This window comes from Pseudomonas brassicacearum (assembly GCF_000585995.1).
In the GTDB taxonomy this organism is placed as follows: Bacteria; Pseudomonadota; Gammaproteobacteria; order Pseudomonadales; family Pseudomonadaceae; genus Aquipseudomonas; species Aquipseudomonas brassicacearum_A.
In genome coordinates, this window is record NZ_CP007410.1 from 4,163,309 (window position 1) to 4,187,807 (window position 24,499).

The 24,499-nt window shown below is 58.5% G+C and carries 28 protein-coding genes; 6 read left to right on the top strand and 22 right to left on the bottom strand.

The genetic code is table 11. From position 1 onward, the window contains the following. Positions 1-13 precede the first annotated feature (13 nt). Together CD58_RS17480 and CD58_RS17485 are read right to left on the bottom strand one after the other, a co-directional pair. Entirely contained in the window at positions 14-1,555 is a 1,542-nt protein-coding gene (locus CD58_RS17480) for a UxaA family hydrolase (protein ID WP_025214292.1), read from the bottom strand. 78 nt (positions 1,556-1,633) lie between these two features. Beyond that, positions 1,634-3,016, bottom strand: a complete 1,383-nt coding sequence (locus CD58_RS17485) for an MFS transporter (protein ID WP_144238584.1) — start codon at positions 3,014-3,016, stop codon at positions 1,634-1,636. Between the two features lie 127 nt (positions 3,017-3,143). Here CD58_RS17485 and CD58_RS17490 point away from each other — a divergent pair, with 127 nt between their 5' ends. Continuing rightward, positions 3,144-4,097, top strand: coding sequence for a LysR substrate-binding domain-containing protein (locus CD58_RS17490; protein ID WP_025214294.1), 954 nt, complete (start codon positions 3,144-3,146; stop codon positions 4,095-4,097). Between the two features lie 100 nt (positions 4,098-4,197). On the opposite strand, the gene CD58_RS17495 is transcribed toward CD58_RS17490, so the two are convergent. Then, positions 4,198-5,277 (bottom strand): tartrate dehydrogenase, encoded by a 1,080-nt coding sequence (locus CD58_RS17495; RefSeq protein WP_025214295.1) that lies wholly within the window; start codon positions 5,275-5,277, stop codon positions 4,198-4,200. 108 nt (positions 5,278-5,385) lie between these two features. Here CD58_RS17495 and CD58_RS17500 point away from each other — a divergent pair, with 108 nt between their 5' ends. Beyond that, positions 5,386-6,297 carry a LysR substrate-binding domain-containing protein gene (locus CD58_RS17500; protein ID WP_025214296.1) on the top strand — a complete coding sequence of 304 codons (912 nt, stop codon included), beginning with the start codon at positions 5,386-5,388 and terminating at the stop codon, positions 6,295-6,297. A 79-nt stretch (positions 6,298-6,376) separates the two neighbouring features. Here CD58_RS17500 and CD58_RS17505 read toward each other — a convergent pair whose 3' ends face one another. Genes CD58_RS17505 through CD58_RS17515 form a run of 3 tightly spaced genes read right to left on the bottom strand, consistent with a single transcriptional unit; the run spans position 6,377 to position 8,721 of the window. Continuing rightward, positions 6,377-7,324, bottom strand: a complete 948-nt coding sequence (locus tag CD58_RS17505; protein ID WP_025214297.1) for an SDR family NAD(P)-dependent oxidoreductase — start codon at positions 7,322-7,324, stop codon at positions 6,377-6,379. A gap of 15 nt (positions 7,325-7,339) precedes the next feature. Continuing rightward, positions 7,340-8,260: an NADP-dependent oxidoreductase gene (locus CD58_RS17510; protein WP_025214298.1), complete on the bottom strand. Its 921-nt coding sequence runs from the start codon at positions 8,258-8,260 to the stop codon at positions 7,340-7,342. A gap of 20 nt (positions 8,261-8,280) precedes the next feature. Further along, positions 8,281-8,721: an ester cyclase gene (locus tag CD58_RS17515; protein ID WP_025214299.1), complete on the bottom strand. Its 441-nt coding sequence runs from the start codon at positions 8,719-8,721 to the stop codon at positions 8,281-8,283. A 91-nt stretch (positions 8,722-8,812) separates the two neighbouring features. Between CD58_RS17515 and CD58_RS17520 the strand changes: the two genes are divergently transcribed. Further along, positions 8,813-9,724 carry a LysR family transcriptional regulator gene (locus CD58_RS17520; RefSeq protein WP_025214300.1) on the top strand — a complete coding sequence of 304 codons (912 nt, stop codon included), beginning with the start codon at positions 8,813-8,815 and terminating at the stop codon, positions 9,722-9,724. A gap of 30 nt (positions 9,725-9,754) precedes the next feature. On the opposite strand, the gene CD58_RS31920 is transcribed toward CD58_RS17520, so the two are convergent. The 8 genes from CD58_RS31920 to CD58_RS17560 form a co-directional block, all read right to left on the bottom strand. Further along, positions 9,755-10,264, bottom strand: coding sequence for a hypothetical protein (locus tag CD58_RS31920; RefSeq protein ID WP_025214301.1), 510 nt, complete (start codon positions 10,262-10,264; stop codon positions 9,755-9,757). Between the two features lie 592 nt (positions 10,265-10,856). Beyond that, on the bottom strand, positions 10,857-11,708 hold the full coding sequence (locus tag CD58_RS17535) for a DNA cytosine methyltransferase (protein ID WP_025214303.1): 852 nt from the start codon (positions 11,706-11,708) through the stop codon (positions 10,857-10,859). Further along, the gene (locus CD58_RS29355) at positions 11,669-11,896 is read right to left on the bottom strand and encodes a Com family DNA-binding transcriptional regulator (RefSeq protein ID WP_327205549.1); all 228 of its coding nucleotides are present in this window, start codon (positions 11,894-11,896) and stop codon (positions 11,669-11,671) included. Before CD58_RS29355 ends, CD58_RS17535 begins: the two co-directional genes overlap by 40 nt. After that, entirely contained in the window at positions 11,872-12,381 is a 510-nt protein-coding gene (locus CD58_RS17540) for a DUF4376 domain-containing protein (RefSeq protein ID WP_025214304.1), read from the bottom strand. Before CD58_RS17540 ends, CD58_RS29355 begins: the two co-directional genes overlap by 25 nt. After that, positions 12,375-13,316 (bottom strand): glycine-rich domain-containing protein, encoded by a 942-nt coding sequence (locus tag CD58_RS31255; protein ID WP_200868886.1) that lies wholly within the window; start codon positions 13,314-13,316, stop codon positions 12,375-12,377. The genes CD58_RS17540 and CD58_RS31255 overlap by 7 nt, the downstream gene beginning before the upstream one ends. After that, positions 13,316-13,861 (bottom strand): phage tail protein I, encoded by a 546-nt coding sequence (locus CD58_RS17550; RefSeq protein WP_025214305.1) that lies wholly within the window; start codon positions 13,859-13,861, stop codon positions 13,316-13,318. The genes CD58_RS31255 and CD58_RS17550 overlap by 1 nt, the downstream gene beginning before the upstream one ends. After that, complete coding sequence (locus CD58_RS17555) at positions 13,854-14,975, bottom strand: baseplate assembly protein (RefSeq protein ID WP_025214306.1); 1,122 nt, start codon at positions 14,973-14,975, stop codon at positions 13,854-13,856. The genes CD58_RS17550 and CD58_RS17555 overlap by 8 nt, the downstream gene beginning before the upstream one ends. After that, the gene (locus CD58_RS17560) at positions 14,959-15,336 is read right to left on the bottom strand and encodes a GPW/gp25 family protein (RefSeq protein ID WP_025214307.1); all 378 of its coding nucleotides are present in this window, start codon (positions 15,334-15,336) and stop codon (positions 14,959-14,961) included. Before CD58_RS17560 ends, CD58_RS17555 begins: the two co-directional genes overlap by 17 nt. 109 nt (positions 15,337-15,445) lie before the next feature. Between CD58_RS17560 and CD58_RS17565 the strand changes: the two genes are divergently transcribed. After that, positions 15,446-16,219 carry a hypothetical protein gene (locus CD58_RS17565; protein ID WP_025214308.1) on the top strand — a complete coding sequence of 258 codons (774 nt, stop codon included), beginning with the start codon at positions 15,446-15,448 and terminating at the stop codon, positions 16,217-16,219. Here CD58_RS17565 and CD58_RS17570 read toward each other — a convergent pair. The 5 genes from CD58_RS17570 to CD58_RS17590 are packed head-to-tail and all read right to left on the bottom strand — an operon-like array spanning position 16,216 to position 21,395. After that, positions 16,216-16,749, bottom strand: a complete 534-nt coding sequence (locus tag CD58_RS17570) for a phage baseplate assembly protein V (RefSeq protein ID WP_025214309.1) — start codon at positions 16,747-16,749, stop codon at positions 16,216-16,218. The two genes, CD58_RS17565 and CD58_RS17570, sit on opposite strands and share 4 nt — an antisense overlap. Then, entirely contained in the window at positions 16,746-17,798 is a 1,053-nt protein-coding gene (locus tag CD58_RS17575; protein ID WP_025214310.1) for a phage late control D family protein, read from the bottom strand. The genes CD58_RS17570 and CD58_RS17575 overlap by 4 nt, the downstream gene beginning before the upstream one ends. Beyond that, positions 17,786-17,992 carry a tail protein X gene (locus CD58_RS17580; RefSeq protein ID WP_025214311.1) on the bottom strand — a complete coding sequence of 69 codons (207 nt, stop codon included), beginning with the start codon at positions 17,990-17,992 and terminating at the stop codon, positions 17,786-17,788. Before CD58_RS17580 ends, CD58_RS17575 begins: the two co-directional genes overlap by 13 nt. Then, a complete protein-coding gene (locus tag CD58_RS17585) occupies positions 17,992-18,873 on the bottom strand; it encodes a phage tail protein (RefSeq protein ID WP_025214312.1) in 882 nt (293 codons plus the stop codon). The genes CD58_RS17580 and CD58_RS17585 overlap by 1 nt, the downstream gene beginning before the upstream one ends. Then, the gene (locus CD58_RS17590; RefSeq protein ID WP_025214313.1) at positions 18,873-21,395 is read right to left on the bottom strand and encodes a phage tail tape measure protein; all 2,523 of its coding nucleotides are present in this window, start codon (positions 21,393-21,395) and stop codon (positions 18,873-18,875) included. The genes CD58_RS17585 and CD58_RS17590 overlap by 1 nt, the downstream gene beginning before the upstream one ends. Positions 21,396-21,416: 21 nt before the next feature. On the opposite strand from CD58_RS17590, the gene CD58_RS17595 reads away from it, so the two are divergent. Then, a complete protein-coding gene (locus CD58_RS17595) occupies positions 21,417-21,677 on the top strand; it encodes a hypothetical protein (RefSeq protein WP_025214314.1) in 261 nt (86 codons plus the stop codon). Positions 21,678-21,736: 59 nt separating this feature from the next. Here CD58_RS17595 and CD58_RS17600 read toward each other — a convergent pair whose 3' ends face one another. Next, positions 21,737-22,051 (bottom strand): phage tail assembly protein, encoded by a 315-nt coding sequence (locus tag CD58_RS17600; protein ID WP_025214315.1) that lies wholly within the window; start codon positions 22,049-22,051, stop codon positions 21,737-21,739. Between the two features lie 156 nt (positions 22,052-22,207). On the opposite strand from CD58_RS17600, the gene CD58_RS17605 reads away from it, so the two are divergent. Then, a complete protein-coding gene (locus CD58_RS17605) occupies positions 22,208-22,399 on the top strand; it encodes a hypothetical protein (protein WP_025214316.1) in 192 nt (63 codons plus the stop codon). A 62-nt stretch (positions 22,400-22,461) separates the two neighbouring features. Here the strand turns inward: CD58_RS17605 and CD58_RS17610 are convergent, their stop codons facing one another. Together CD58_RS17610 and CD58_RS28790 are read right to left on the bottom strand one after the other, a co-directional pair. After that, on the bottom strand, positions 22,462-22,824 hold the full coding sequence (locus tag CD58_RS17610; RefSeq protein WP_025214317.1) for a DUF6124 family protein: 363 nt from the start codon (positions 22,822-22,824) through the stop codon (positions 22,462-22,464). Positions 22,825-23,979: 1,155 nt separating this feature from the next. After that, positions 23,980-24,477 (bottom strand): SLATT domain-containing protein, encoded by a 498-nt coding sequence (locus tag CD58_RS28790; protein ID WP_025214318.1) that lies wholly within the window; start codon positions 24,475-24,477, stop codon positions 23,980-23,982. Positions 24,478-24,499 lie beyond the last annotated feature (22 nt).

Consider the following 24,499-nt stretch of genomic DNA (forward strand, 5'->3'; position numbering starts at 1 on the left):
CAAACAGGTTGGATCAGCTGACGATGCCCAGGTGCCAGGGCACGAACTCGTGATCCCCAAGCCCCAACAATTCGCTCTTGGTCGAGGCGCCTGAAGCGGCCTTCAGAATGTGCTCAAAGATGCGCTCACCCATCTGCTCAACCGACAACTCACCGTCAAGAATGAGGCCGCAATTAATGTCCATGTCTTCTTCCAGACGGGTGAACATCGGGGTATTGCTGGCGAGTTTGATCGTTGGTGCCGGCTTGCTCCCGAACATCGACCCCCTTCCCGTGGTGAAACAAATGAGGTTTGCACCGCTGGCGATTTGACCGGTTGCCGCGACAGGGTCGTAGCCCGGTGAATCCATGAATACAAACCCTGCCTTGTCAATCGGCTCGGCGTACTCGTACACCGCCTGCAGCGGTGTCGTGCCGCCCTTCATGGCGGACCCCAGCGATTTTTCGAAGATATTGGCTAGACCGCCGGCCTGATTACCGGGGCCTACGACGCCATTGAACTGCCCATTCTGACCTCGCGTGTATTCTTCCCACCAGGCCAGGCGGTCCAGTAGCTTCTGGCCCACCTCGGCGCTGATCGCACGGCGCGTCAGCATGAACTCCACACCGTGGATCTCGGGTGTCTCAGACAAAATAGCCGTGCCGCCATGACGCACGAGAATATCCATCGCAGCCCCCAATGCCGGGTTGGCGGTGATGCCTGAAAAGCCATCGGAACCGCCGCACTCCAGTCCGATCTTCAGGTGCGCCGCACTGACCGGGACACGTTTGACAGCGTTGGCTTCGGGCAGCATCGCTTCGATCGCCGCAATGCCTTGAGCGATGGTTGCACGCGTGCCGCCGGTATCCTGCATCACGAATGTACGCAGATTGCGATCAGGCACCAGGTGCTGAGAATCGACGAGACTGGCTACCTGGTTTCGCTCGCACCCCAGTCCGACGATCAGTACAGCCGCCAAATTGGGATGGCGCGCGTACCCGGCAATGGTGCGCTGCAGCACGTCGAAATGATGGCTGGGGGACGACATGCCGCACCCGCTTGTCTGAGCGAATGCGACGACGCCATCGACATTCGGGTAGGCGGCGAGCCGCTCGGGCGTGAAGTGTTCGGCGATCTTCTTGATCACGCTCGACGAGCAGTTCACCGACGACAGGAGCCCGATGAAGTTGCGCGTGGCAACACGGCCGTCTGCTCGCACGATACCCATGAAAGTCGCGCGTTTATCGGGTGCTATGTAGTCCACCGGGCGCACATCCTCACAGAAGCCTGGGTCTCGATCGAAATCGATGAGCGCGATGTTGTGGGAGTGAACGTGCTCGCCCTTGAGGATATTGCGCGAAGCGACACCGATGATCGTGTCGTACTTACGCACGGGTTCACCGGACATGATGTCCTGCGCTGCGATCTTGTGCCCGCCCGGTACTTGCGCCCGAATGCGTACGCCCAGTTCCGGCAGCTCGTCCCCGAGGCCGATCAATTGACGAGCGATGAGCACGTTGTCATTGGCATGCAGGCGTATCAGTCTGTGAGTGGCATGGGGTGTGGTAGTCGTCATAAAACAATCCTGGCATCCAGATTACGGCGTCGAAGAAGTTGAAATGCAGGTGTCATCCTCGCCTCGGCGCTTTGGGCTTTAACGGCTATAGGGTTCATTCAAAACCTGCGAGGAGACTGGGGCTTGCTGAGGCTCGGTCGGCATGGACGCAACGATGGGCTCGACCTTCTTCAGCAGCAGGGCGTAGTTCAAGATGCCCAGCATTCCGAGCACCGCCGAGAAGACCAGAGCCATTTTGAACGACCCGGTCGAGGCAACGATGAATCCGGTAATCACCGGCCCCAGTACGCCACCGAAGTTCGCCACCATGTTCTGCAATCCGGCTACGGTGGACGTCATGTTCTTCGGCGCGACGTCGCCCGGCAGAGCCCAGACTTGCGAGGCCGCGACGGTGGTTCCGGCCTTTGCGATGCACAGCAGGAGGACAGTAAGCCCGACCGATGTGGTCAACGGAGCCAGACCGATACACAGCGCCATTGAAAGACCCACGATCAGAAACAGTTTGCGTGTCGCGGTCAGCGACAGGCGTCCACTGTGGACCACCCTGTCGGAAAGCCATCCGGCAGCGATCTCGGCGAAGAGGCCACAAATCAGCGGAAGCGAAGCGACCATGCCCATCTTGAGCAAGCCCATCCCCTGTTCCTTTACAAGGTAGGTGGGCAGCCAGGTGATGAAGAAGTACGAGATGTAGTTGATGGTGAAGAAGCCCAGGCACATCGCCCAGATATTGCGGTGCTTGAGCAGTTCGTACCATTTCATTGGAATCGCGGCATCGACACCGTGCTGCTGGGTCTGACCACCCCGGATGTATTCCACCTCGGCGGCGTTGGCGCTTCTATGTGTCTCCGGCGTGTCTGAGAAATACCACCACCAGACCAGGCTCCAGACCAGGCCGGCCAAGCCCACGATCACGAACGTCATGCGCCAGTCGAACGTCATCATCAATGTCACGATAAGCGGCATCGCCACGGCACCGCCGAATTTCGAGGCACTGTCAAAAAGCCCGGAAATAGTTGCCCGTTCCTTGTCCGGGAACCATTTCGACGCGATGCCTGCGTTGGCCGGATAAGCGCCGGCTTCACCGACGCCGAGTGCCACTCGCAGGCCAACCAGGGAGGCAAAGCCTGTCGCAAGTCCTGTCGCCGCCGTCGCAAGCGACCATGAGCCTACGGCTATCCCAAGCCCCATTTTTTGCCCGAATTTGTCTGCTACCCAGCCCGCAGGGATTTGTAGCAGCGCGTAGGACCAGAAAAACGCGGACAAGACGATACCCATCATCTCGGGGGTCAGGCTGAATTCTTTGATGAGCTCGGGGGCTGCGACTGAGAGAACGGTGCGATCGATATAGTTGATAGCGATGGCGAACCACATCAGACCTGCCACAACCCAACGAGCGTTGGATTTCTTGCCTTGATTCACCACAGCGTCATTTAACGGTTTTGCGGTCATTGGAGTGCGCATTGCTTGTCTCCGATCATTGTTTTTGTTCTTCGATACTGACCTACGCCTACATTGCTGAACAATGAATAAGCGGACATACTTCATAACCTTTTTGACATCTAAGGTTCTTCTGCCGGGGACAAAGCTGGTGAGCGACATCGATAGAGTTTTGCGTTCCAACCTCAAACTCAAACACCTGCAGCTGATCGTCGCGCTGGATGAATTCCGTCATCTAGGGCGGTCAGCGGAATTTCTATCGCTTACCCAGCCGGCAGTCAGCAAATCGCTGGCGGAAATCGAAAAGATGTTCGGGCTTGAGTTATTCATCCGATCAACGCGAGGTACCCGGCCTACTGCCCATGGCGAGCAAGTTGTCCGATTTGCGCGCTCGGTGCTGGTCGATTTCGACCGTACCTGTGACGACATCGCGTCAGTCGCCAGCGGCGGAGCCGGCCGTATCCGTGTCGGTGCAATGGTCGTCGCCACACCTGGATTGCTGGTAGGAGCCGTCGCCCGCCTCAAGCTCAACTCGCCACACACGACGGTGTCGATCGAGGAAGGTGATCTCACGCGCCTGTTGCCGAGGCTGCGTACAGGCGAGCTCGATTTCATCGTGGGTAGGCTGGAGCCAGGCTACAGCTCTCCGGACCTTGAAACGGAGGCGTTGTACACCGACTCAATGCGAGTCGTCGTCGCCGCCGATCATCCACTGGCCACAGTGGCCCGACCCACTTGGCATCATCTGGCGACGCTTCCCTGGGTCGTTCCCCCGACGTGGGCATCCTCGCGGGTCAAGCTGAATCAGATGTTCTATAAGCACAAACTGCAACCACCCGCCGACATTATCGAAACCTCGTCCTTTTTGGTGACGATGACGTTTATGAGGAAAAGAAGCTGCGTCTGTTTCGTCGCCAGTAAAGTCGCGCATTACCTCGAATCCATAGGCCTGGGTCATACCTTGCCGCTGGAAGTGCCGATCGAGTTACCGGCGGTGGGCATCATTTTGCTACGTAACGGGCTGAGAACCCCCGTTGCAAGCACCCTCATCAACGCTCTGCACGAACAGGCGATGGACATCAGAGGCGAGACCGCGCCTGAGTGAATGCACAGGCGACGGCTGTAGTGAGGAGATGAAAATCTGATGACGTAACAATCTCCCGATTCACCTGAAGGGAATGGGAGATTGCACGCTATTCCAGGCTTCAGACCGCAGCAGCGATGGCCTTGCCCAGCGATTCAGTGTTGCCGGTGCCACCGATGTCGGCGGTCAAGGGCGCATTCTCCGGGCCCATCGCAAGCACGCTTTCGATCGCGGTCAGCACTGCGGCGCCTGCTTCGGGATGGCCCAGGTGCTCGAGCATCATCGCACCGCACCAGATCTGTCCGATCGGGTTAGCGATGCCTTTTCCGGCGATGTCGGGCGCCGAACCATGCACCGGCTCGAACAGACTCGGGAAGTTGCGCTCCGGGTTGATGTTGGCCGAGGGGGCGATGCCGATCGTGCCGGTGCATGCAGGGCCCAGGTCGGAGAGGATGTCGCCGAACAGGTTGCTTGCCACCACCACGTCGAACCAGTCCGGGTGCAGGACGAAGTTCGCAGTGAGAATATCGATGTGGTACTTGTCGACGTTGACGTCGGGATACTTGTTGCCCATTTCCGCAACGCGCTCATCCCAGTAGGGCATGGTGATCGCGATGCCATTGGATTTGGTGGCCGAGGTCAGGTGCTTCTTCGGACGACTTTGCGCCAGATCGTAGGCGAACTTGAGGATACGGTCGACGCCGACGCGAGTCATCACGGTTTCCTGCAGCACGATTTCGCGATCGGTTCCGGGGAACATTTTGCCGCCGACACTGGAGTACTCGCCTTCGGTGTTCTCGCGCACCACCCAGAAATCGATGTCGCCGGGCTTGCGGTTCGCCAGTGGGGCCTTCACGCCGGGCATGAGACGACAAGGGCGCAGGTTGACGTACTGGTCGAATTCACGACGGAACTGCAGCAGCGAATCCCACAAGGAAATGTGGTCAGGCACCACGTCCGGCCAGCCCACGGCACCGAAGTAGATCGCATCGTAGCCCTTGAGGGTGTCGAACCAATCGTCCGGCATCATCTTGCCGTGAGCCAGATAGTAATCGGCGCTGGCGAAGTCGAACCAATCCCATTGCAGTTCCAGATTGAACCGGGCAGCCACAGCGTCGAGCACACGCACGCCTTCGGGCATCACCTCCTTGCCAATACCGTCGCCGGGGATCACTGCAATTTTGTACTGGGTTCTGCTCATGGATTCGACTCCTGGGTTGATTGGGGCAGGGATCTCAGTGTATGCAGTGTCTATGAATTAATAATTAGTCCTTCCGGAAAGCCATTCTTAGTTTTAAGGAAAGAATCCATGAGCACGATCGATGACCTGAGTTTCTTTCAGCAGGTGGCTACGCGCGCCAGCCTTACGGAAGTGGCACGCCATCTGGGGCTGTCGCTGCCTGCCGTGAGCAAACGGCTCAGCCAACTGGAGGCCAGGCTCGGGGTGCAGCTGGTACAGCGCACCACTCGCCGATTGTCGCTGTCTCCCGAAGGGGTGCTGTACCTGGAGGGAAGTCGCCCGATTCTGCGCCAGCTCGAGGAACTGGAGAGCGCGCTCAGCAGCCGTCAGCCAACCTTGCAAGGCCGGTTGCGGATCAATGGCACGCTGGGTTTCGGGCGGCAGCACCTCGCACCCGTGGTATCGAGCTTTGCCCGGCTGCACCCGGAACTTGAGATTTCTCTCGAGCTGACCAGCCAGCCACTGAGCATGCTGGACGATCAATTCGATATCGGCGTGTGCATGGGCGAGCCGCCGGACTCACGGTTGATCGCCATTCGTCTGCTGGAGAATCCACGTATTCTCTGCGCCTCTGCGGGATACCTTGAAGCCATGCCTGAACTGACCCGTGTGGCGGATCTGGCGCAGCATAACTGCATTGTTCTGCGGCAGTTCGGCAGCGACTATGCGATCTGGCGCTTCCGCAAGGATGGCCAGGATTATTCACACAAGGTCAGCGGAACGCTGTCAAGTAATGATGGCGAGGTCGCGTTGAGTCTGGCGCTGGACGGGCACGGATTGATTCTGCGGTCACGCTGGAATGTTCAGCAATATCTTGAAAGTGGCCGCCTGCAGGCGGTACTGACCGATCACCAGGCACCGAGGGCTGACATTTTTGCGGTGTATCAGCACCGACGGCATATCCCCCGGCGCATCTCGGTCTTCGCCCGCTACCTTGCGCAGGCGCTGGCGGAGCGTTTGCCCTTCGCGGCCCTCAAGTGAGCGACCATTTTGATGATTTGCATGGCCGTCACCCGCGTCACCCGCGTCACCGAGAGGTTCCGCGTTTAGGCGATGAGGCTCATTTCCGGGGGCGTTGCCCGGCATCGTCCCCAGTGCCAGCGAGCGGGGCCGGCAAGATCATGTCGTCCAGGCCCATCTGGCGCAGAAACTCCGCTTGCTTCTGGTAGTACACCGCATCGACTGTTTCGGTGCCCTTATGCTGACCATCAACAGTCACGCGTAAAGGTCGTTGGCCGCGAGGCATTGCAAGCACTGCGGCGGCAGCCTCACCCACCGCTGAAACATCCAGCGCACCGCCATTGGCCCGATCAATGGCATCGAGCTTCTCGCCCAGACTGGCCATACGCGTGGCCAGCTCACCGTATTGATGCTCAATGGCCTGGTAAGCCGGAACCTGCGCATCGGCAAAATGTTCGGTCCCCGAGGTGAACGCGCCCGGCATCAGGATGACGCTTTCGATGCCTGACGGCCTTACCTCCATGGCCATGACTTCGGCCAGCGCATCACCGGCCACCTTGCTCGCAATGTAGGGGCCCAGAAAGGGTTCGTGCAGCCGAGAGGTCGTACTGCCAACGTACATCAACAACCCCTGCCCCTGACGCCGCATGGCCGGCAGCGCCGCGCGATTGACCCGCAACCACGACAACGCATTGGTGTCGATAATTCGCGCGACCTGCTCCACTGAAAACCCCTCGGTCAATCCGGTCATCAACATTCCGGCGTTATTGATCACGACGTCCAGGCGGCCGTGTCGTGCAAGGATCAGATCGACTGCCGCACGACAGGCGGTTTCGCACAGCACATCGAGCTCCAGCATTTCTAAAGCGAGGCTTTCCTGCCGGGCCATCTGCTCCAATGCCTGACTGCGCTCCCGATTTGTCTTCTTGATATCACGCTGGCTGGCATAGACATGGTGCCCGTCCCGGGCCAGCGCCAAAGCAATCGCCTTGCCAATGCCCGAACCAGCCCCCGTGATCAGAACCACCTGTTGTGCATTGAGCGTCATGTTGTGGCTCCCGAATCAATGGCCGGTACGGATGATGACCTTTCCACACGCATGCCCGGTGGCCACTTTTTCCAGCGCGGCGCGGGTCTCGTCCAGTGTAAAGATCGAGTCGGTGATGACCTGCAACTGCCCCGCACTGAATTGCCGAATGGCTTCCTGGAGAAAAGGCGTGGCACTGGCGAAGAACACCGCCTGGCCGGCATGTCCTTCACGGGATTCGATGTCGAATTCCACCAAGGTCGCAATACGTCCGCTCATACCCAGCACCGACCAGGAGTTCTCCAGGGTGGAGCCGCCCAAGCTGTCGAGCACCAGGTCGATGTCACTCAGCGTGGTGAAATCCTGGCTGCGGTAATCGATCACTTCGTCCGCCCCCAGGCTCTTCACCCGTTCAATATTGCGCGCGGAGGCCGTGGCGATGACGTGGGCGCCAGCCATATGAGCCAACTGGACCGCCATGCTGCCTACGCCACCCGCTCCCGCATGGATCAACACCCGCTCGCCGCCTTTCAACTGCCCGACCTCGAATAATGCCTGTCGCGCAGTCCCGAACGCCGTAGGCAGCGCCGCGGCCTGCTCGAAGCTCATGGTGGGAGGGATCACGCAAAGGTCGGCGGCAGCGACTGTCAACTGCTGGGCAAACGCACCACCAGCACTGGGTGAGCTGCGGCCGAACACGCGATCACCTGGTTGCAGGTGCGTGACTTGCTCACCGACACTGCTGACGACGCCGCTGAAATCGGTGCCGGGAATGTACGGCAGCTTGACTGGAAACACCGGCTGCATATACCCGGCGATTATCTTCAAATCGAGCGGATTGACGCTCGCGGCCTCGACATGCACGACGGCCTCGTCTGCGCCTGGCGGCCGTGGGCCGACGTTGTGGAAAGTGACGACCTCAGGGCCGCCAAATAAAGAGATGGATGCTGCTTTCATGGTGAGCCTCTCGCGGTGGTTCAAGCTTGGGCGGGGAATTGGCCGAGTTGCAGGAACAGGCCAAACCAGTCCTCCATGTGCCAAGTCGTTACGACACGCTCGCCGTCCAGCGCATGGAACTCATGCAGACGCAAGCTCACTTTTTTGCCGGTGGCAGCAATGCCAAACAACTCGCCCAAGTGGGTGCCCGTTATTTCAGCGCGAACAGCGATCTGACCGGGGACTTGGATCATGTCGTGGATAACGATGTGCACATCCGGAAATGCCTCGCCGAAGCTGCGGATAATCAGCTTGATACCCTCCGGACCTGGACCTTGCCCAGGCGCCAAAGGGATGTCGTCCCAGTCGGCGGACAGAACGCTGTCGACGAGGTCCGGATTCTTTTCGCTGAAGGCGCGATACAGCGTTTCAACTGCCTGGCGTTCGGTGTTGAGGCGCGCGGTAAGTTCGCTGGAAGTCATTGCGTTGCTCTCGTCGTGGGGTATGACGAAAGTGTCTGTTATGGGCTAACATCTGTAAAACAAATGATCTGTATAGGCGTTTATTTGAATTATGGATTTTCATGGCATCGATTTGAATTTGCTGGCCGCGTTTAACGCCTTGATGACCGAGCGCAATGTGACTCGAGCGGCGACTCAAGTCGGCGTCAGCCAACCCGCCATGAGTGCAGCGCTTTCCCGTTTGCGCAAATTGTTAGGCGACCCGCTGTTTTTACGCAGTGCTGACGGCCTCCTGCCAACACCTCGCGCGCGCGAGCTGGCCCAACCCATCGCACTGGCATTAAGACAAATCGAAGACGCACTGGTGACAAAACCCCTTTTTGCGCCCGCCGATGCCCTGCTCACGATGAACCTTGGCCTGTCGGATTACCCCGCGTTCGTGCTGCTGCCAAAGTTGTTGCAGGCGCTGGCAGAACACGCACCGAACCTGTCGATCAACGTCCACGCCTTCAACGACCGCGACCAGGCGGTAGACTTGCTCGATGCTGGGGTTATCGACGCCGCCATTGGCGTATTACCGAGCCATCAGGATGGCCGCATTCTGACGCGCCCGATCCTGCGCGATGCTTTCGTCACGCTCATCGCCCACGACCACCCAGCGGCCCGAGGCGGGATGGACATGGATACGTACCTTGCGTTGCCCCATGTGCTGGCCTCGCCGGAAGGCGAGCGACACGGCCTGGTGGATCAGGCGTTGGCGCAACTGGGTAAACAACGCAAACTGGCGCTGACGCTGCCGCAGATGTTCGCGGTGCCAGCGATCATCGCCGCTTCTCATATGACCGCCACGGTCTTGAAACGAATAGCCCTCAGCTCACCCAGCGGACGAAAACTCGCCCTGTTCCCCCCACCAGTGGTGCTACCGGAGATTGTTTTTCATCTGATCTGGCATCGTCGTGGCAATGGGAGTCCGGCTCAAGAATGGTTCAGGGCGATGATTGAGAAGGTCGCGTTGGAGCTGTGACGGATGGGCAGATATGGATCAGGTCGTGCCCTAAGTAGTCGAAGAGCCATAGCCCTCAGCAGCGATCGCGACAAGGCGCGGGATCGCGACATTGAAACCATCTGGTGCGGCGAATTCCGCCTTAACCCTTCCTCCAAATCGATAGTCCCCGCTCTTTTCTTTAGGTCTCTCCATATCCCTCGCCTCCTCCCGGGTACTGGTCAACGTAATGAGAAGGTGACACCGCTCCTCCAGATAGCGTTGCCGCCCGATTTCGGTCTGCAAGTCATAGCCCAAAACCGGCGGTGAGAAGTAAAGGTGCTTGGCGAGGATTGATTGTTTGCTGATGACGTCAGCCGGGTTGCGCCAGTCGCCTCCCTCCTTGAGTTTCAGGCGAGACTGTTTTGACTGTCGATGCTGTATCAGCCTCTTACGAAGATTACCGCTGATGCCCACCTTCAGGAGTTCGCCCTCGTCAGTGATGATCTGATAAAGGCCTGGGGTCGTAGGCACAGCTGTTTCGACATCAGAGAAGCGAATTCCAGGAGTTTGGTGAGTCATGATTTAGATTCTTGAGCAATGGTAGCCCCATCCGACCTGCAGATAGAGCACCGATCCGTAGAGCTGAGTGGACGGGCACGTTGTGTATGTTGGAGAAGCGCACCCACCAGGAGCGCTTTCATAAGAAAAACCCAATGCATCCGAGCCCTTCGCGAGGAGCGTAGAACACTTCGCCATAACCGTTGACGTTTAGCAGGATTGATCGCCTTTGATCCAAGAACGAAGCTTGTCCAACGTAGGCGCCTTGACTCCAATCGTGCTCCAACCCTTGAGGGTACATAGCTTTATTTCAGCGATACCCTCAGGGGTAGGCTCGACAGTGATGATCGCCAAACTGAGCCTCACGCCTTGGGCCACCATACGCTGGGTGATTTGGCCGCTACCGAGTTCTGAATCGAACTCGCCTTCTGTTGTGACTGGGGTCCCCAAGGGGGAGTGTTCCAAACAGATTCTGCTTGCTTGATGATGCCGAGCGCGAAAAACTCGGGCTCTGGCGCGAGGTAAATAGGGTTTAGGTTTTTTGCGGCTGGTGCAAGGGAATTTCAGAACTGAGGTGGGTAGGCAGCGAGGCGATGTCCTCGCTGCCATGTTGTTAGCCTGCTTTGATTAGCTTTTCGGCAATCCATTGCGCGATTTGCGTAACGACGGCGTTTCCGGCAGCGAAAGCCTCTGCAAGGTTGGCCGCATCCAGTCCGAGGCAAAGCCCATCATTTTCAGACGTTCGCTGCCGCTCAGCCATCTGATGCCATCCGTTCGGGTGAGCGATGAAAGTTGTACAGCCCATAGCGATTTGTGAGCCTGCTTTGTTTGCCAATAGAGTATTGGCAGCCCATGCATCCGCTGGCCGTGGCCACTGGATCTTGCTAGACGCTGGAGGTATTGCTTCCACTGGCGCAGCGTCAGCCAGCAGCTCGATGGGGGGCATTCGTCGATGACCTGCGACCAGGAATATGCGACGACGTTGCTGGGGGACTCCGAAATATTGAGCATTAAGCACTCGCCAGCATCCCACATACCCGCATTGTGCAAGGGCCCCGATGACTGTTTCAAAGTCTTGGCTATCGTTGATAGCGAGCAGGTTAACGACATTCTCAAGCACCACCCAGCGAGGTTGTGTCTCTTTGAGGATTCGTATGACTTCCCAGAACAGGCCGCTTCTTTGGCCGCGCAGGCCTCGGGTGTCTTTGTTGTTGGGTCTTGAGCCAGCAATGCTGATGTCTTGGCAGGGGAATCCGGCGGTGAGGACATCGACGGGGCTGAGGTTGTGGGCACCGCAGTGGCGCACGTCTTCGAACTGGGTGGCGTGTGGAAATCGGTCGGCAAGGACAGCCCGGTTGGTGGGGTTGAGTTCCACTTGCCAGGCGGTTCGGTAGCCTGTGTTTTCGAATCCGACATCAAAACCTCCTATGCCTGCGAACAGGCTTCCAATGGTGGGCTGGGGCATGTCTGCTCTTTGGTGGGCAGATGCTCAGGGCATTCGGATAGGAGGCTCGGGGCCTTCAGGTGATTGAGTGTCCGACAGCGCGGGCACTTGATTTGTAATTCGATGAAGCTGCGGACGGTGGCGAGTTTGCGGTGGCACTCGCCACAGCGAATTTCTTGCATGGTTATGTCCCTTGTATCGCCGGCCATCCGTGATCAAGCATGTCGACCGTGTAGGTCCCTTCGGCCAGTGCCGTTAGTAGCTGACACTCCCGATCAAAACAGGCCTGGACGTGCGCTCGTACGGCTGTGGCAATCTCGATTATCTGGACTGCCGTTAGCGTGACTGGGCCGCTTAGTGCTTTCCAAACGCACACGTAGGTCGGGTCCATGACGGCAGATAACGCCGCTGCTGTGATCAACGCTTGGCTGTCACGGTTGGTATCGATATTCACGCCGTTGACGGTGATGCCTGCCGTTTCGTGTTGGTAGCGCACGTGGGCTATGTGTGCGGCATGGTCAATGGGCTCTTTGCGTTTAACCGTGAAGATTCCGTCCGCGTACTGCATGCCTGGCAGCGTGTCGTCGGGACACGTTATCCAAATAAGAGATGGAGGGAATCTGTCTTGGGGGTCGATGTTTGTCACTTCGATGACTGTTGCGTTTTCTATTCGTGCCCACGTGTTCGTTACCATTGAATGGTCACCTGTCCATCTGCGCCATCGGGGGCGGCGCTGCCGCCTCGTCCCCCACCGCCGTGTCCCGGTGTTAAAGGTTTTACATCGTCTTTCCATGAAGGAGGTGACGTTCCTCCACCGCCAGCGCCGCCGAGAAAAGTGGCACTGAGGCCAGCAATAGCGTGACCGGCTGATCCGATAGTATGGTTCTCGTCTCCGCCATGCCCGATTCCTCCGCGCGCGCCAAATCCATTGGTTAAACCGCCACCGCCGCCCGTGGCCGCTAGGGCAGTCCCGAATGATGAAGTGCCGCCAGCAGCCCCCGTTCCCCCGTCAACCAAAGCGCCGATACCGCCTGCGCCCACCGTGACTGTCACCGAAGCTTTGCCACTGACATCATAAAGTTTTCGAGCTATGCCGCCGCCAGCGCCACCGGATGGACCTGGAAGGGTTGCGAGCCGCGCTCCACCACCGCCGGCGCCGATGATCTCTACCCAGACTTTGGTTACGCCTGAGGGTACTTTCCAAATAAATACCCCCGGCACTTTAAAGATCTGCCGACCGCGAAACGGGAACGCCGCTGCGAGGCTATATGGCGTCACTATTGCGTGGTAATCGGTTCCTTCTATGACCATGGAACTGGTCGCTATCCGTGCAATCCCCGGTGTAACCAGCGTCGCTTGAACCACCTTGGCGTTGATCGCTTGGAATACTCTGAGCGCATTCATGTTTTTTTTTGTATCGCTTCCCTTTTCTGCTTCACGTTGGCTCGCAAAGGTAATCCCGGAGCCATCAAGGAAAGACTCGATTTTTTTCTTCAACCAGCTCGTTCGGTTCGCCAATTGCTTGGCTTGTTGATTCGATATGCCTTCCGGCCCGCCTAGTACCGGATCGGAGGTTTCGAGCTGGTAAACACCTGGCGCCCATTCTTGGGATTCGGGTAAATCGGCCATTAACTGCTCCCATGGTTGTATTGACCGTCGTAGCACGCAACTGCGTTGTAGCGGATGGCAACGGACTGATAGTCGAGCGATATCAAGCGACAGCGCGCCGGGGCGACGGATAGAAGAAGGCGGCGTATGAGTTCCGCCTGGTCATTGGTGATGACGCGTTTTAGAACGACCCGGTACAGCGGCCAGACAGAAGAGTCATTGCTCGGCTGCGCGTGTCGCCCTTCCTTAAGGGTGATTTCACCAAAGCCCAACAACCGAATGACCTCGCGGATCGCCCAGGGCGTGCCTTTGAAGCGGTGCAGCTCGCCAGCACCTTTAATCAAATTGCGTTTGGCTTCTTCGGATTCGGCCAATAGCCAGGCTGCTTCGTCCAAGAGTGAGAATTGGTCGGCCAGGACCGGTAGCAGCGACGGCTTCACCAGGTCGATCAGGTAAACCAGCATCACGTTAAGATCGAGGTCGGTCAGTGCCTGGTTAAGTAGCTCGCACAGCAGTGCAAAACGTTCATCGCCGGCCAATGCAGGTGGCAGCGGCTGGTCAGTCATAGGCCACCCCGGCATCGATCAGTTGAATGGCGGTGCAGTTTGCCCACTCGTTGCCCTGCAGTTCCCGTAAGTCTGCCGGCAGCAACAGATGGGCGCGGTATACGCCAGTTACTTGAAGCAATGCTGTGAGTTGTTCTGGCACCAGATCGCGGCCGAGACTGGCGCAGCACTCGGCGGCATAGGACTGGGCGGCGGTATGCGCGGCGGCCATGGCGACACTGCGGTCGGCATTGGCGTAGAAGGTGATGTTTGCCTTGATTTGATAGGCGACCTCGACGGGTGACTGCGCACTGACCGTGTCGCACAGAGGGCGAAGTTTTTCGCCACTGACCTGGCTTTCAATGCGTTGGAGTAAGTCGTCTGTTGGCAGACCGGTGGTGGTCAGCGGGAACAGTGCGACATGGCCGTCTGGCTGACCTTCGTCTGGGCCGTGCACGGCGACGTCAATAATGGACTGGTGCACAGCCAGGGCGTGATAGCGATACGCGGCCCGGCTTCCTGCGTTGCTGAAGGCTTCGGGGGCCAGGATGATGCGCTCGCGGTAGCGGTCATCGTCTTCATCCTGGGCACCGTGAGCGGTGACAGTCGTGTTGCTTGCGGTCAGCCCCGGCGCTGGCGCGTTGCTGAGTACGCTGATCTGCCCGGCGGTCCAACCGTTGCCGTGCTCGCCAGCTGTCAGGCAGGTCGCGGTAACGGTTATGTGGGTTTGACCGACAGCCAACACCACGTCTCGATCGGTGATGAAGGTGAGCTTGGCATCTTGGGTACTGACCCGAGTACCCCTTGGGATCGGCAGCGGCTGCGCCACGGCTGCGGGCGTGGTGAAACGGATGTTGCAACGGGCGGCTTGGGCCAGCAGTCTGGGTGTAGCGACCAGTTCGCCGAGGTAATCGAGGATCGGACCGCGGGCGAACCGCACCAGCAGTTGTTCGCCGGCATGTTGGATGCTCATCTGTAACCGGGACACCGCGTAGGCAATCTGGTCGATGTACAACCGTTCGATCTGGGCCGGGTACAGGGTTTTGCCGGACTTCTGCTCATAGCGGGCGATGAGTTGGGCTTCTAGCGTGGCGGGGTCTATTTTGATGAATTCGGGTTTAGGCAGTTCGCGCATAAGGTACCTCGGTCAACTGGGGAGCCTCCCCGGCTACGCGCCATTTCACCCGCACGGTGATCTGCGCTGTATGAATCTGAATTTGCACCTGGACTACAGAGACGCGGGGTTCCCATTGGCGAATCGCGTCGACGGCTTCGCGGACCAAGTGCGGGGTGACGCGGTTGGTGGGCCAATCGAGGTACAGCTGCAGGTCGCAGCCAAATGCCGGGCGATGGGGATCGCTGCCCTTGGGCGTGCAGAGGATGATGCGGATGGCCTGGTCGATGTCGCGCAGGCCCTCGACCACTTCGCCGCAGGTGCCGAGGGCGGGCTGCCAGTGAGCGGCGGTGATGCTGGTGTGGGGAATGGGCTTAGTCATGAGCCCATGGTGGGCGATCCAATTGATGGCCGCTTTTAATCGGATTTAAAGATGCTGCTCGCACGGCCGATGACGCGATATCGCAAAAATATCGAAGGGAGTCGTTTTAATGTTTGGCATCTCAAAATCAACGGTTCAACAGCTAGTAAAAGAGTTTCGAATACCCCTTGTGGTCGCGACGGCGTGGACCACCTACGCCGTTTGGGGGCCGGAAGTCTCGTTTAAAAGCATCATTTCGACTTTCGGAACTTCGTTTTTCTTGGCTAGCTGGATGACTGGTCAGATTTTCAGAGTGCGGAAACAGGCTGGTGTGGAGAAGAGCTTTGGGAGCGTCGAACAGCGCCTCAATCACTTGGTTAACGAGCTTGAAAGCAAAACTGAGAACATGATTAGCCACATCACTGGCGGCGACAGTTACCTGCATTTTTTTCCAGTCAGTTTTGTCGGCACAAAAATACTGTGGATTGCTATCCACAAGGGGCAGTATTCATTGCAGCAAGTGAACGTGACCATTACCGATGTGGAAAAGCTAAGCGGTAGCTTCAGGGCGCAGGGCATTCTGGACTTCACAGCCAAGCACAAACTGGGTGACGTCCACTGCGGTATGAACCAAAAAATCGCTGAAAACGATGTTGGCGATCGAGATCGGTTCAGCTTCAAAATAGTCACGCATGCGCGAAACGGTACGTTTGAACAAGAGACTCGATTTGCGAGAGTCAACGGTGCCATGCGTGTTGCCACGCGCATCAAGGGCGATTCAGGCGTCGTGCATGAAGAAATCCACCCCGAGTTCCCGGGGTACGCAGAAGGGAAGATTGCTTGGGATAAACCACACGTTGGTGCCGGTGATGAAAAGCCGAAAAATGTGGAGCCAGCGACCTAATGACTATGGTGATTTGAGTTGCCTTTGGCATCCATAATGCTGCCGGCTGCGCTGATATTGCCCTTCACCTGCAGGTCACCGTTCAACGTGACCTGCGCGATATCCAACGTCGCCGAAGGTGCTTTCACCACCACGGGACCACCTGCTTCAATCGTGATGTTCCTTCCACACTTCAGCACCAACGCCCCTACGCAATCCAACGTCATCACCCCGGCCTCCCGGTCATACGTCGAAACCGTCCCATCACTAAACCGCACGTAATCCGTGTCCTCATCCCCAACCGGTGGCGGTTCGGCAGTTGAATAGATCCCGCCCAAGTACACGCCACCCACCCCATCCGCATCAAGCAACACCGCAACCTGCTCCCCCAGTTCGGGCATGAGTGGACGACGTTTGGTGCCCTGGGTATTGCGTTGAGGAATGTTGAGCCAATAAGTCTGAAGACCATCGCGGTCGTCCAGACGGACGCGGATGCGGCAGTTTGGATAGTCGATGGCGCTGACTTCGCCATAGGCCAGGTCGATGCTCATGGGGTTTGCTCTTGATTGGTCGTGCGGACGCGGCACACGTGTTTGTAGACGGTGTAGCCGCCAATACGGGTGATGCGGTGGTGGGATGAGGTGATGAGGTAGCGGCCGCCGAGTTGGCCGGCCGCGGCCAGGGTGACGACGCTGCCGCTGACCAGGTTGGGTCGGCCCATGGCCGCCCAGCTGCCGGTGGTGCGTTCGCGGTTGGCTTTGGCCCGTTCTGCGTTGGCTTTCGCTTTGGACTCTTCGGTGGAGGCGCTGCGTTTGCGGCTTTTTTGGGTGTCGCCGCTGGTGGTGGTTTTGCTGAGGCTGCTGGGCACGGCAACGGTTTCGCCGTTCTCGATTTTGTAGGTAAGCAGTTGTTTGCTGGCGGGGTCTTTGTGTTTGAGCTCGATGGTCTGGGGGACGTTTTTTATTTGGTCGCGCAGGTTCACGCGGCTTAGGTCCTGGAGTATCAGGGTTGCTACCGGCGCGGTGTTGGCCAGCTCGCTAATGGCATGAAAGACCAGGCGTTGGCCGGTGATTTTGAAGGCGTAGTCGTACTCGGCGGCGAGATTGCGCAGGAAGGTCAGGTCGGCGTCTTGCTGGGTCAGCCGATCGAGAGGGATCGGTTGGATGTTGCCGATCAGCTGCAGGCCTTGGCGGGTGGCGATTTGCTGGGCGATCGTGGCCAGTGTGGTGTTTTCGTAGGCGTGGTGTTGTGTGGTGCGCAACGCCGCTTTAATGCCGGTGGCTAAGCCATGGAGTGTGATGGTCGAGGGTGGGCAGTTGAGTTCGATTTCGTCGATTTCGAAACGGCCGAGGGCGCGCAGGGGCTGACCCTCCCAGCCGATGGACAGTTCCAGGCTGTCGCCGTGGCCTGGGTACCATTGGTCACGCCACTGGCCTTGTGTGTCTTCCAGCTCGACCGCCAGGCTATCGGCCTGGCCGGTGAGGTAATCGGTGTAGGACAAAGACAGCAGGTGTTGGCTGACATTGCGGGTGATGTTGCGCTGCTGGTAGATGAGTACAAAGCGCGCCTGTGGCACCTGTTGGGGAATCATCGCATCCATGGCGGCAGATCTTCTGTGGTGGGCAGCGGTTGCAGTACAGGGATGGCGAGGGTCAGCCCCGCGGGCAATATGGCGCTGATGGGCACGTGGGGATTGGCCTGGACGATCGGCAAATAACGGTGGGCATCACCGTAATACCGCCAGGCCAATTGGTCCCAACGTTCGCCTTCGGTGGTGATATGCGCGATGAACATCAGGCCCTCCGGGTCAAGACTTGCGCGGCCAGCCCCGCCAATCGGGTGTTGGCCGCGTCCATGGTGCTGAGTGCTTGGTCCAGTGCTTCTTGGGACGCGGAAAAGCGATCGAGGATGTTGCCCAGGTCAACGGGGTTCAAGCTGGCGCGTGCGCCCCTGACGTTGCCCAGCACTTGCTCGCCTAGGCGGGATAAATCTGAGCCATGCTCGAGCAACCCCGCGACGGTGGCTAACCCTTGCAGCGGCTCGATGACTCGCGCCGTGATGCCGAGTAGCTGCGGCACTTGGCCCAGGATCATGGCGGCGTTACCGTCCTTGACCGTGTGATAAAGGCTTTGGCCCGCCCTGAGCATGTTCGCTGCCGTTTTCGCATGGGCGATCACCTTTTGCGTGGTGCTGGGTGATGGCGTCACGCGGGTGATCCAGCCAGGTGAACCGCTATTGGCGGCTGACGTACCGCTCAGGGTGGCGTCGAGTAAGCCGGGGCGCGCGACTTTGCGCGTAAAGGTGCCGGTGTATTCCGCCAGATTGAGCTGCACAGTGGCCGCTTTGGTCTGTCCGGTAGCGGTGGCGCGCCGCAGGGTGTTGCTGATGTGTCTGATGACATAGGCCCCCAGGTACTCGCCACTGCCCATGACGAAAGCCAACGGCTGGTGTTGGCTTTTGGCTTGGCGCAACGCTCGTAGACGTTCTTCGGGGTCGCCGAGCATCGGGTGTAACTCGATGGTCAGGTTGTATTCATCCAAGCCATCGCCCATCCATTCCAATAACGGCTTGCCCTGAATGCGCGCATGCTCGGCCCAATCGGCCGAGGCGTTGTGTTCCATGCCGCTGATGCCGCCTGCGACGGTGAATTCGATATCGCCCAAGATGGCAAACATTAGGCGGTGACCTCGTCGGCGGGGCCGTAACTGCGGCGGCGTTTGTCGTGCAGGTAGCGCTCCATCAACCGCACCCATTCGGCATAACTGGCGTGTAAGCCTTGGTTGATCTGGTCCATGCCGGCACCGCTGGGTAGGTTGATCTGAGGCGAGAAATGGAAGGTCATTGGTCTCGCGAATTCAGAACCCGCTACGGCTGACCTTCGGCCAGTGCCGCCCATCATGCTGGCCTGGGTCACCTGCGCGGGATTGGGCGGCGCCATATCGACCGCGCTTTGTGCGGCCATGCCAAGCGCCGCTTGCCGAACCAAGCCCGCCTGGGCGCGGATACCGAGGGCTGCACCTTCACTGATGTTAGCGCCGTAACCGATGAAAACCCGGCTGGGGGACTCAATGCCCAGGGTTTCGGTAAACCAGCCCTTAACGGATGATCCAATGCCCACGACACTGTCTTTAAGGGCGCCGGCCATGTTGCTGATGCCGTTGACCAACCCCGTGACCAGCAGCCCGCCGAACTCGGTGAATGTACCCGGTAGCTCGATACCCAAGTAACTCATGACACCGGCAAAGGCGCGGTAGAACCACCCGACCGGAGAGAAATTGACCAGTAAGCCGACGATGCCGGACAGACCGCCGCTAAAGCCAGTGGTGACCTCGGCCCACAGACCGGTGAAGAACGCTTTGATCGGCGCCCAGTGCCGGTAAATCAAATACGCCGCCAGCGCGATGCCGGTGATCAACAACCCAATGGGATTGAGCATCAATGCTCGGCCAAGCCATAGGACGGCTTGCCCGGCGAGCTTCAAGCCGACCAACAACGTACCGCCAAGCATCTTGCCCAGGAACAGCGCGCCGCGGGCGACCTTGAGCAACCCTGCGCCGATACGGCTTAGCCGCGTGATGAGCGGCGCAAATGTTCCCGTCTGCCACAGGCCACGGAGCAACGCCCACTTGGCAGACATTGCGGTGACGGTGGTGGTCATGGCCACGAACGGTGCCATGACCAGTTGGGCGCCGTAGGCCACGCCGATGAAGGCCAGTTTGCCGAGCAGCAGGCCCCCCACCAAGCCGACCACGCCGCGAATAAGGTCTGGGTGCTGTTCTGACCAGGCCGAAAACGAGCGCATGAGCGGCACCACGGCGCGGCTGACGTCGACGATGGCGGGCAATAGCGCGCTGCCGACTGAAAGGCCGATGTCGGTCAGGTTGTTGCGCAGCTCTTTCAATTGCTCTTTGGAACTGCCCATGCGCTTGGCCCAGTCCTGATCGAGCAGGCCTTGGTCGGCGGCGCGTTTGCTGCCTTGTTCGATACTGGCCAGGTCCTGTTGATTCGCCAAGGCGGGCCGGACAAAAGACAGGACTTGCTGGTCGGCGAATAAGGCGCCGAGCTTGTAGGCCTCATCGAGCCGGGCCAGTGCCGCCTGCCGTTCTTGTTCGTCCTTGATGTTCAGCGCTTTGCCGTACTCGGCGGCTGCGGCCGGGGCTTTTTTGCCCAGGTGGGCGGTGAGGATGTTGAGCATGGCCTGCGCGGGCGACAAGCCCTCGCTGACCAGGTTTTTCATACTGCCCTTCAGGTCGATACCAGCCTTTTCAAAAGCCTTGAGTGTCTCCGGCGCCGTGAGTTTTGAAAGGAAGTTTTTGTAGTTATTGGCGGCCTCATCATTGCTGCCGGCCCCGCGTCGGGCGATCTGCAGCGAGGCGCCGATCTCGGCCACGGCGCGCTCGCCGGTGATGCCCAAGGCAGCGAACTGGGGCGTGAGCTGCGGCAGCCATTTGGCCATGTCGGCCAGTTCGAACTGACCGCTTTTACCGGCAAACGCCAGCATGTTCATGGCGCGCTCAAGGCCTGCGGCGCCAATGCCCAAGTTGTCGTTGAGCGCGATGGCGACCGAACCCAAATCTTTCATGCTGGCGCGGGTGGCGGTGGCCGCTTTTGCCATGACCGGGGCGTACGCGGTGAGCTCTTGCAGGTTGTCGAGGCCGCCGGCGATGAGGATGGCGGTGCCGTTGGCGATGTCGGTTTGGGTCTGGTTCCACCTGAGCGCCGCGCCACGCATGGCCATGCTCAGACGCTGTTCTTGCGCTAGGTTGAAGCCGCCGGTGATGGCAATGTCGCGGGTCTGGTCCTGGAAATCGACCGCGGTATTGAACGACTTCATCACGGGCGCGCCCAACGCTACACCGGTACCGACGACCTCCATGGCCTGACCGCGTAGCTCACGGCGGTTGCCCTTGAGCGCCGCACCGCGCTCGATGCTGGCGGTGAGGCTGTCTTGCTTGGCTTTGAGTTGGTCGATGGTTCTGCCCACTGACTCGTACTGGTGGCGCAGGTGGACAAGGCCAGTGCCGCCGCGCGCCAGGGATGCCGACAGCGCGTTGCCAATGGTCTGCTGCTTGGCAGTGAGGCCATCAGTGGCCCGCCCGAGCTGCTGCACAGTGGATTTGGCTGAGCCGAAGGCCGCATTGAAACTGCCTGAAACAACCCCACCGATTTTTAACCCCAACAGGACTTCATTCGCCATGGATCTTGCTACGCTTTGGGCATGATTGAAAAAGCCGCGCTACGCACCGCCCACACTGTTTACACACTGGCCATCGGCGCCGGTGTGATCTGGCTTGCCTGGCTCTGCCTGGTGCACTTGCCGTGGTGGGCGGCGGTGTTGGCGTTCTGTTTTGGGCTGCCGTTGCTGGCCTTGGCCGCCACCCCTTTGGCGGCGGGCGGCGCGTTGCTCGCCGGGCTGGTGGTGGGCGTTGTGACGCTGATCAGCCACTGGCTTTGTCGGCCAGTTCGAGCCGACGATTGATCTCTCGTTCACACACCGCCACCCAGCGCCAGTACTCCGCCATTTCGAGCTGGGCGATCTCAGACGGCTGCATCCTGAGCACCAGCAGCAGCGCCTCGTCCCAGGACTGCAGCAAGGTCACGTGCGGCTGCCATTTCCCGCAACACCTCGGTGGCTAGGCGGGAGTCGGCGATATCGAACTCGCCGAGGTCTTCGAGCGTGATGCTGAGCATCTTGGCGACGAGCAGATCTTCCATGGCGCCTTCATCTTTGGTCACCGATTGAGCGGCGGTGATGTCTTTGCGTTTGAGGCGTTTGATGGGCAGCGTCGAGATCTGCTCACCGCTGGCGCTGTTGAAGGGGAATTTGAGGGTGAAGCTGAGTGCATCGGTCATCGCGGGTGCTCCCGGTGGGGTTGCTCTTTGAGAGCCCTGATGATGCGGGTTGGTGTAGACGCTGGCTTTTAATCGCCTTTAACGAGAACATTTGTGGCTTGGCCGAGCGCGTTATCAAGCAGCCATAAGCCTTTAGAAATAGACAAGGTGTCGCAGATGGAAGATGAAGTCACAATCGAGCATGAAGGTACACAGTACGCCGCCCCATATCTGGTGTCGGGCGATATGTTGACGGTGTTTTTACCGAATGGAGAGCAACGGTCTACAGAGCTGCGTGGCCTGAGCCCCGACAGCGCTGCGCGCCAGCATCTGCGATCTTACGTCGGTAGCATTGCCGCAAAGAAATAGCAGCAGTCCTTGAGTGCTTCTAAATAGCGAGGGCGCAAGCGCCCTCGCTATCTGCCCGGCGACTACCCAGGCTTGTGGTTGTCCAGTACTCGATTGACCGCTAACTCACCCAACATGATGACCCGTTGCAGCACCAGCATCGTTTGGCGTCGTGGGCCGTCCGTTAAATCGGTGAGGTCGCTGACCATCACGCTGGCGGATGCGAAGGATTCGCACGCCTCAACGAGCAACGTTTCGTCATCCACCGCTGCGTCGATGGTGAAGATCGTGCTGAGCTTGCGGGGCTGTATCTGCGTTTTCGTTGCCCCGGGGTTCAGGTAGTGCTTGAGCGCGCGGTCTGCCGCCTCTTTCAACTTTTCGGGGTCGAGAGAGTCGCCGTAGAGTACCGAGTCGATATCCGGGGGGTTGGGAGTAACCTTGAACATATGACTAATTCCAGAGTTGGGGCCGCAACCGTTCTCGACTAAAAGAGGGTGGCGGCTGTACGCAGGTTAGTCGACCGGTGGAATTAGCAAACCCGGCGCGCCCAAGGGCGCCCTGCGCACAACCACCATCAAGTACAGGAATAGATGACCCGACTGAATGGTACTCATACACTTTACTAAAACCGACCGAGCGACTAAACCCGACCACTGATGGGCAGTGGCAGGTAAACGATAGAGGCCAGGGGCAAAGGGCACAAGCCAGCGGATTCTGACGCATGCGTAAGTAAGGACGCAAGGTCTCGTAGCCTTTAGGGCGTAACGTGGAATGTATTTAAACGTGTCACGTTGGATATGTTTACAGCAATTAAACGGGCCGAGTTTTCTTCGTTATTTCTTGAAACTGTATTGTTGCAAATACAGCGTCTTATGGGACCCTCCGGCCTCATCGATATTAAACGAGATCATGCTGTAGATAATACGCTGGCGGATGCTTTGAGGAATTTACCTACATTTGCCCGCAGCAACGACGTGCTTTCTCGGCAGAGGGTTTGAGGTTGGAGGTTGTTGTCTTGGGCGACTGGCTTCGGCCCTCGACCGCTCTTAATGGGTTTTGAAGGCTGCTTGGCGGAGGGAGGCAGCTGTACGAGGTCACCAGCAAAGAGGTCGCAATTCGATGCAGTGAGTTGAACCCTCGCACAGCCACCATAAGTAGCCGGGGCGCTAAAAGATGGCCGCTGTAGCCGGAGTAGACCGGAGAACCTGGCATCACCAGAAAGCCTAGGGGCCCAGCGTACAGCGCCATCAAACATCGGGCGGAGCAACCTGTTCATTCATGAGAGGCACCTAAGTACCACCGCAGGCTGCTCCGCCCGGTCACCGCGGGCGGCGACGGGGGATAAGATACCGGGGGGGCTATGGATGCGCTGCCGGGGGATTCTGTGGTGGTTGTAGGGAATGGCGCTGGATGTTGTAGCCCCACGAAAGTCCTCTGTCCCTTGACGGTCCCATATCTGCGCGAGCTTTGGTGGAGATTGCCATGAACAATTTGATGGCATCCGACTTGGGTAATTGAACGCAGGCAACATTTTGCTAGGACTGTCCAACTGATTCGCTGACGGGGCGGTACTACTTCCGCGCTCGCAAACAAGGCGAATCTTAAATTTTCGAATTCAAACCGGATTCGCCCCACTGGTTAACTTTTTCAGCCTGCATATGCTCATGAACAGCTTGAGGGATATGCGGTGATTCAAATGCTAGAGAGTCAATACGGCCCCTAAGGTCTTCAACCTTTTCGGCATCGATCTGAGGGAGGATGCGCATAAGCTCTATCTCTCTACCAATGGCATTGTATTTTGCCCCTGCGGCACGATGCTTTTCCGCCAGTTCCTGATAGCGAAGTGTTGATTGCAACGCGGTAAGGATTGCCGCTATCACGCTCATTGCGCCCACGCCGAGTTGCAACCAGAAATTGGATTGCTGTTGAAGCGTAGCAAACACAGCTGTACCGACTATTGCTGAAAGCCCCACGGTGGGTAGCGCCAGCCAAAAATGCAATCTGGAATACCTGAGCGCCGCACGGTAATGCCCCACCGCGACGACGGATGATCGTTCATACCATTGGTCCAGTACATTTTGCGGATTGCTTTGAGTCATCATTGGAACCATGAGTGTTTGA

What these genes read in the sequence shown, in the direction of transcription:
- CD58_RS17540 (WP_025214304.1), bottom strand. Translation starts at nt 12,381, where the DNA reads ATGGTAACGAACACGTGGGCACGAATAGAAAACGCAACAGTCATCGAA.
- CD58_RS17595 (WP_025214314.1), top strand. Translation starts at nt 21,417, where the DNA reads ATGATTGAAAAAGCCGCGCTACGCACCGCCCACACTGTTTACACACTG.
- CD58_RS17535 (WP_025214303.1), bottom strand. Translation starts at nt 11,708, where the DNA reads ATGCCCCAGCCCACCATTGGAAGCCTGTTCGCAGGCATAGGAGGTTTT.
- CD58_RS17565 (WP_025214308.1), top strand. Translation starts at nt 15,446, where the DNA reads ATGTTTGGCATCTCAAAATCAACGGTTCAACAGCTAGTAAAAGAGTTT.
- CD58_RS31920 (WP_025214301.1), bottom strand. Translation starts at nt 10,264, where the DNA reads ATGACTCACCAAACTCCTGGAATTCGCTTCTCTGATGTCGAAACAGCT.
- CD58_RS17495 (WP_025214295.1), bottom strand. Translation starts at nt 5,277, where the DNA reads ATGAGCAGAACCCAGTACAAAATTGCAGTGATCCCCGGCGACGGTATT.
- CD58_RS17570 (WP_025214309.1), bottom strand. Translation starts at nt 16,749, where the DNA reads ATGAGCATCGACCTGGCCTATGGCGAAGTCAGCGCCATCGACTATCCA.
- CD58_RS17510 (WP_025214298.1), bottom strand. Translation starts at nt 8,260, where the DNA reads ATGAAAGCAGCATCCATCTCTTTATTTGGCGGCCCTGAGGTCGTCACT.
- CD58_RS17520 (WP_025214300.1), top strand. Translation starts at nt 8,813, where the DNA reads ATGGATTTTCATGGCATCGATTTGAATTTGCTGGCCGCGTTTAACGCC.
- CD58_RS17590 (WP_025214313.1), bottom strand. Translation starts at nt 21,395, where the DNA reads ATGGCGAATGAAGTCCTGTTGGGGTTAAAAATCGGTGGGGTTGTTTCA.
- CD58_RS29355 (WP_327205549.1), bottom strand. Translation starts at nt 11,896, where the DNA reads ATGGCCGGCGATACAAGGGACATAACCATGCAAGAAATTCGCTGTGGC.
- CD58_RS17480 (WP_025214292.1), bottom strand. Translation starts at nt 1,555, where the DNA reads ATGACGACTACCACACCCCATGCCACTCACAGACTGATACGCCTGCAT.
- CD58_RS17580 (WP_025214311.1), bottom strand. Translation starts at nt 17,992, where the DNA reads ATGTTCATCGCGCATATCACCACCGAAGGCGAACGTTGGGACCAATTG.
- CD58_RS31255 (WP_200868886.1), bottom strand. Translation starts at nt 13,316, where the DNA reads ATGGCCGATTTACCCGAATCCCAAGAATGGGCGCCAGGTGTTTACCAG.
- CD58_RS17555 (WP_025214306.1), bottom strand. Translation starts at nt 14,975, where the DNA reads ATGCGCGAACTGCCTAAACCCGAATTCATCAAAATAGACCCCGCCACG.
- CD58_RS17550 (WP_025214305.1), bottom strand. Translation starts at nt 13,861, where the DNA reads ATGACTGACCAGCCGCTGCCACCTGCATTGGCCGGCGATGAACGTTTT.
- CD58_RS17585 (WP_025214312.1), bottom strand. Translation starts at nt 18,873, where the DNA reads ATGTTTGCCATCTTGGGCGATATCGAATTCACCGTCGCAGGCGGCATC.
- CD58_RS17605 (WP_025214316.1), top strand. Translation starts at nt 22,208, where the DNA reads ATGGAAGATGAAGTCACAATCGAGCATGAAGGTACACAGTACGCCGCC.
- CD58_RS17485 (WP_144238584.1), bottom strand. Translation starts at nt 3,016, where the DNA reads ATGCGCACTCCAATGACCGCAAAACCGTTAAATGACGCTGTGGTGAAT.
- CD58_RS17575 (WP_025214310.1), bottom strand. Translation starts at nt 17,798, where the DNA reads ATGGATGCGATGATTCCCCAACAGGTGCCACAGGCGCGCTTTGTACTC.
- CD58_RS17560 (WP_025214307.1), bottom strand. Translation starts at nt 15,336, where the DNA reads ATGACTAAGCCCATTCCCCACACCAGCATCACCGCCGCTCACTGGCAG.
- CD58_RS17500 (WP_025214296.1), top strand. Translation starts at nt 5,386, where the DNA reads ATGAGCACGATCGATGACCTGAGTTTCTTTCAGCAGGTGGCTACGCGC.
- CD58_RS17505 (WP_025214297.1), bottom strand. Translation starts at nt 7,324, where the DNA reads ATGACGCTCAATGCACAACAGGTGGTTCTGATCACGGGGGCTGGTTCG.
- CD58_RS28790 (WP_025214318.1), bottom strand. Translation starts at nt 24,477, where the DNA reads ATGACTCAAAGCAATCCGCAAAATGTACTGGACCAATGGTATGAACGA.
- CD58_RS17515 (WP_025214299.1), bottom strand. Translation starts at nt 8,721, where the DNA reads ATGACTTCCAGCGAACTTACCGCGCGCCTCAACACCGAACGCCAGGCA.
- CD58_RS17600 (WP_025214315.1), bottom strand. Translation starts at nt 22,051, where the DNA reads ATGACCGATGCACTCAGCTTCACCCTCAAATTCCCCTTCAACAGCGCC.
- CD58_RS17610 (WP_025214317.1), bottom strand. Translation starts at nt 22,824, where the DNA reads ATGTTCAAGGTTACTCCCAACCCCCCGGATATCGACTCGGTACTCTAC.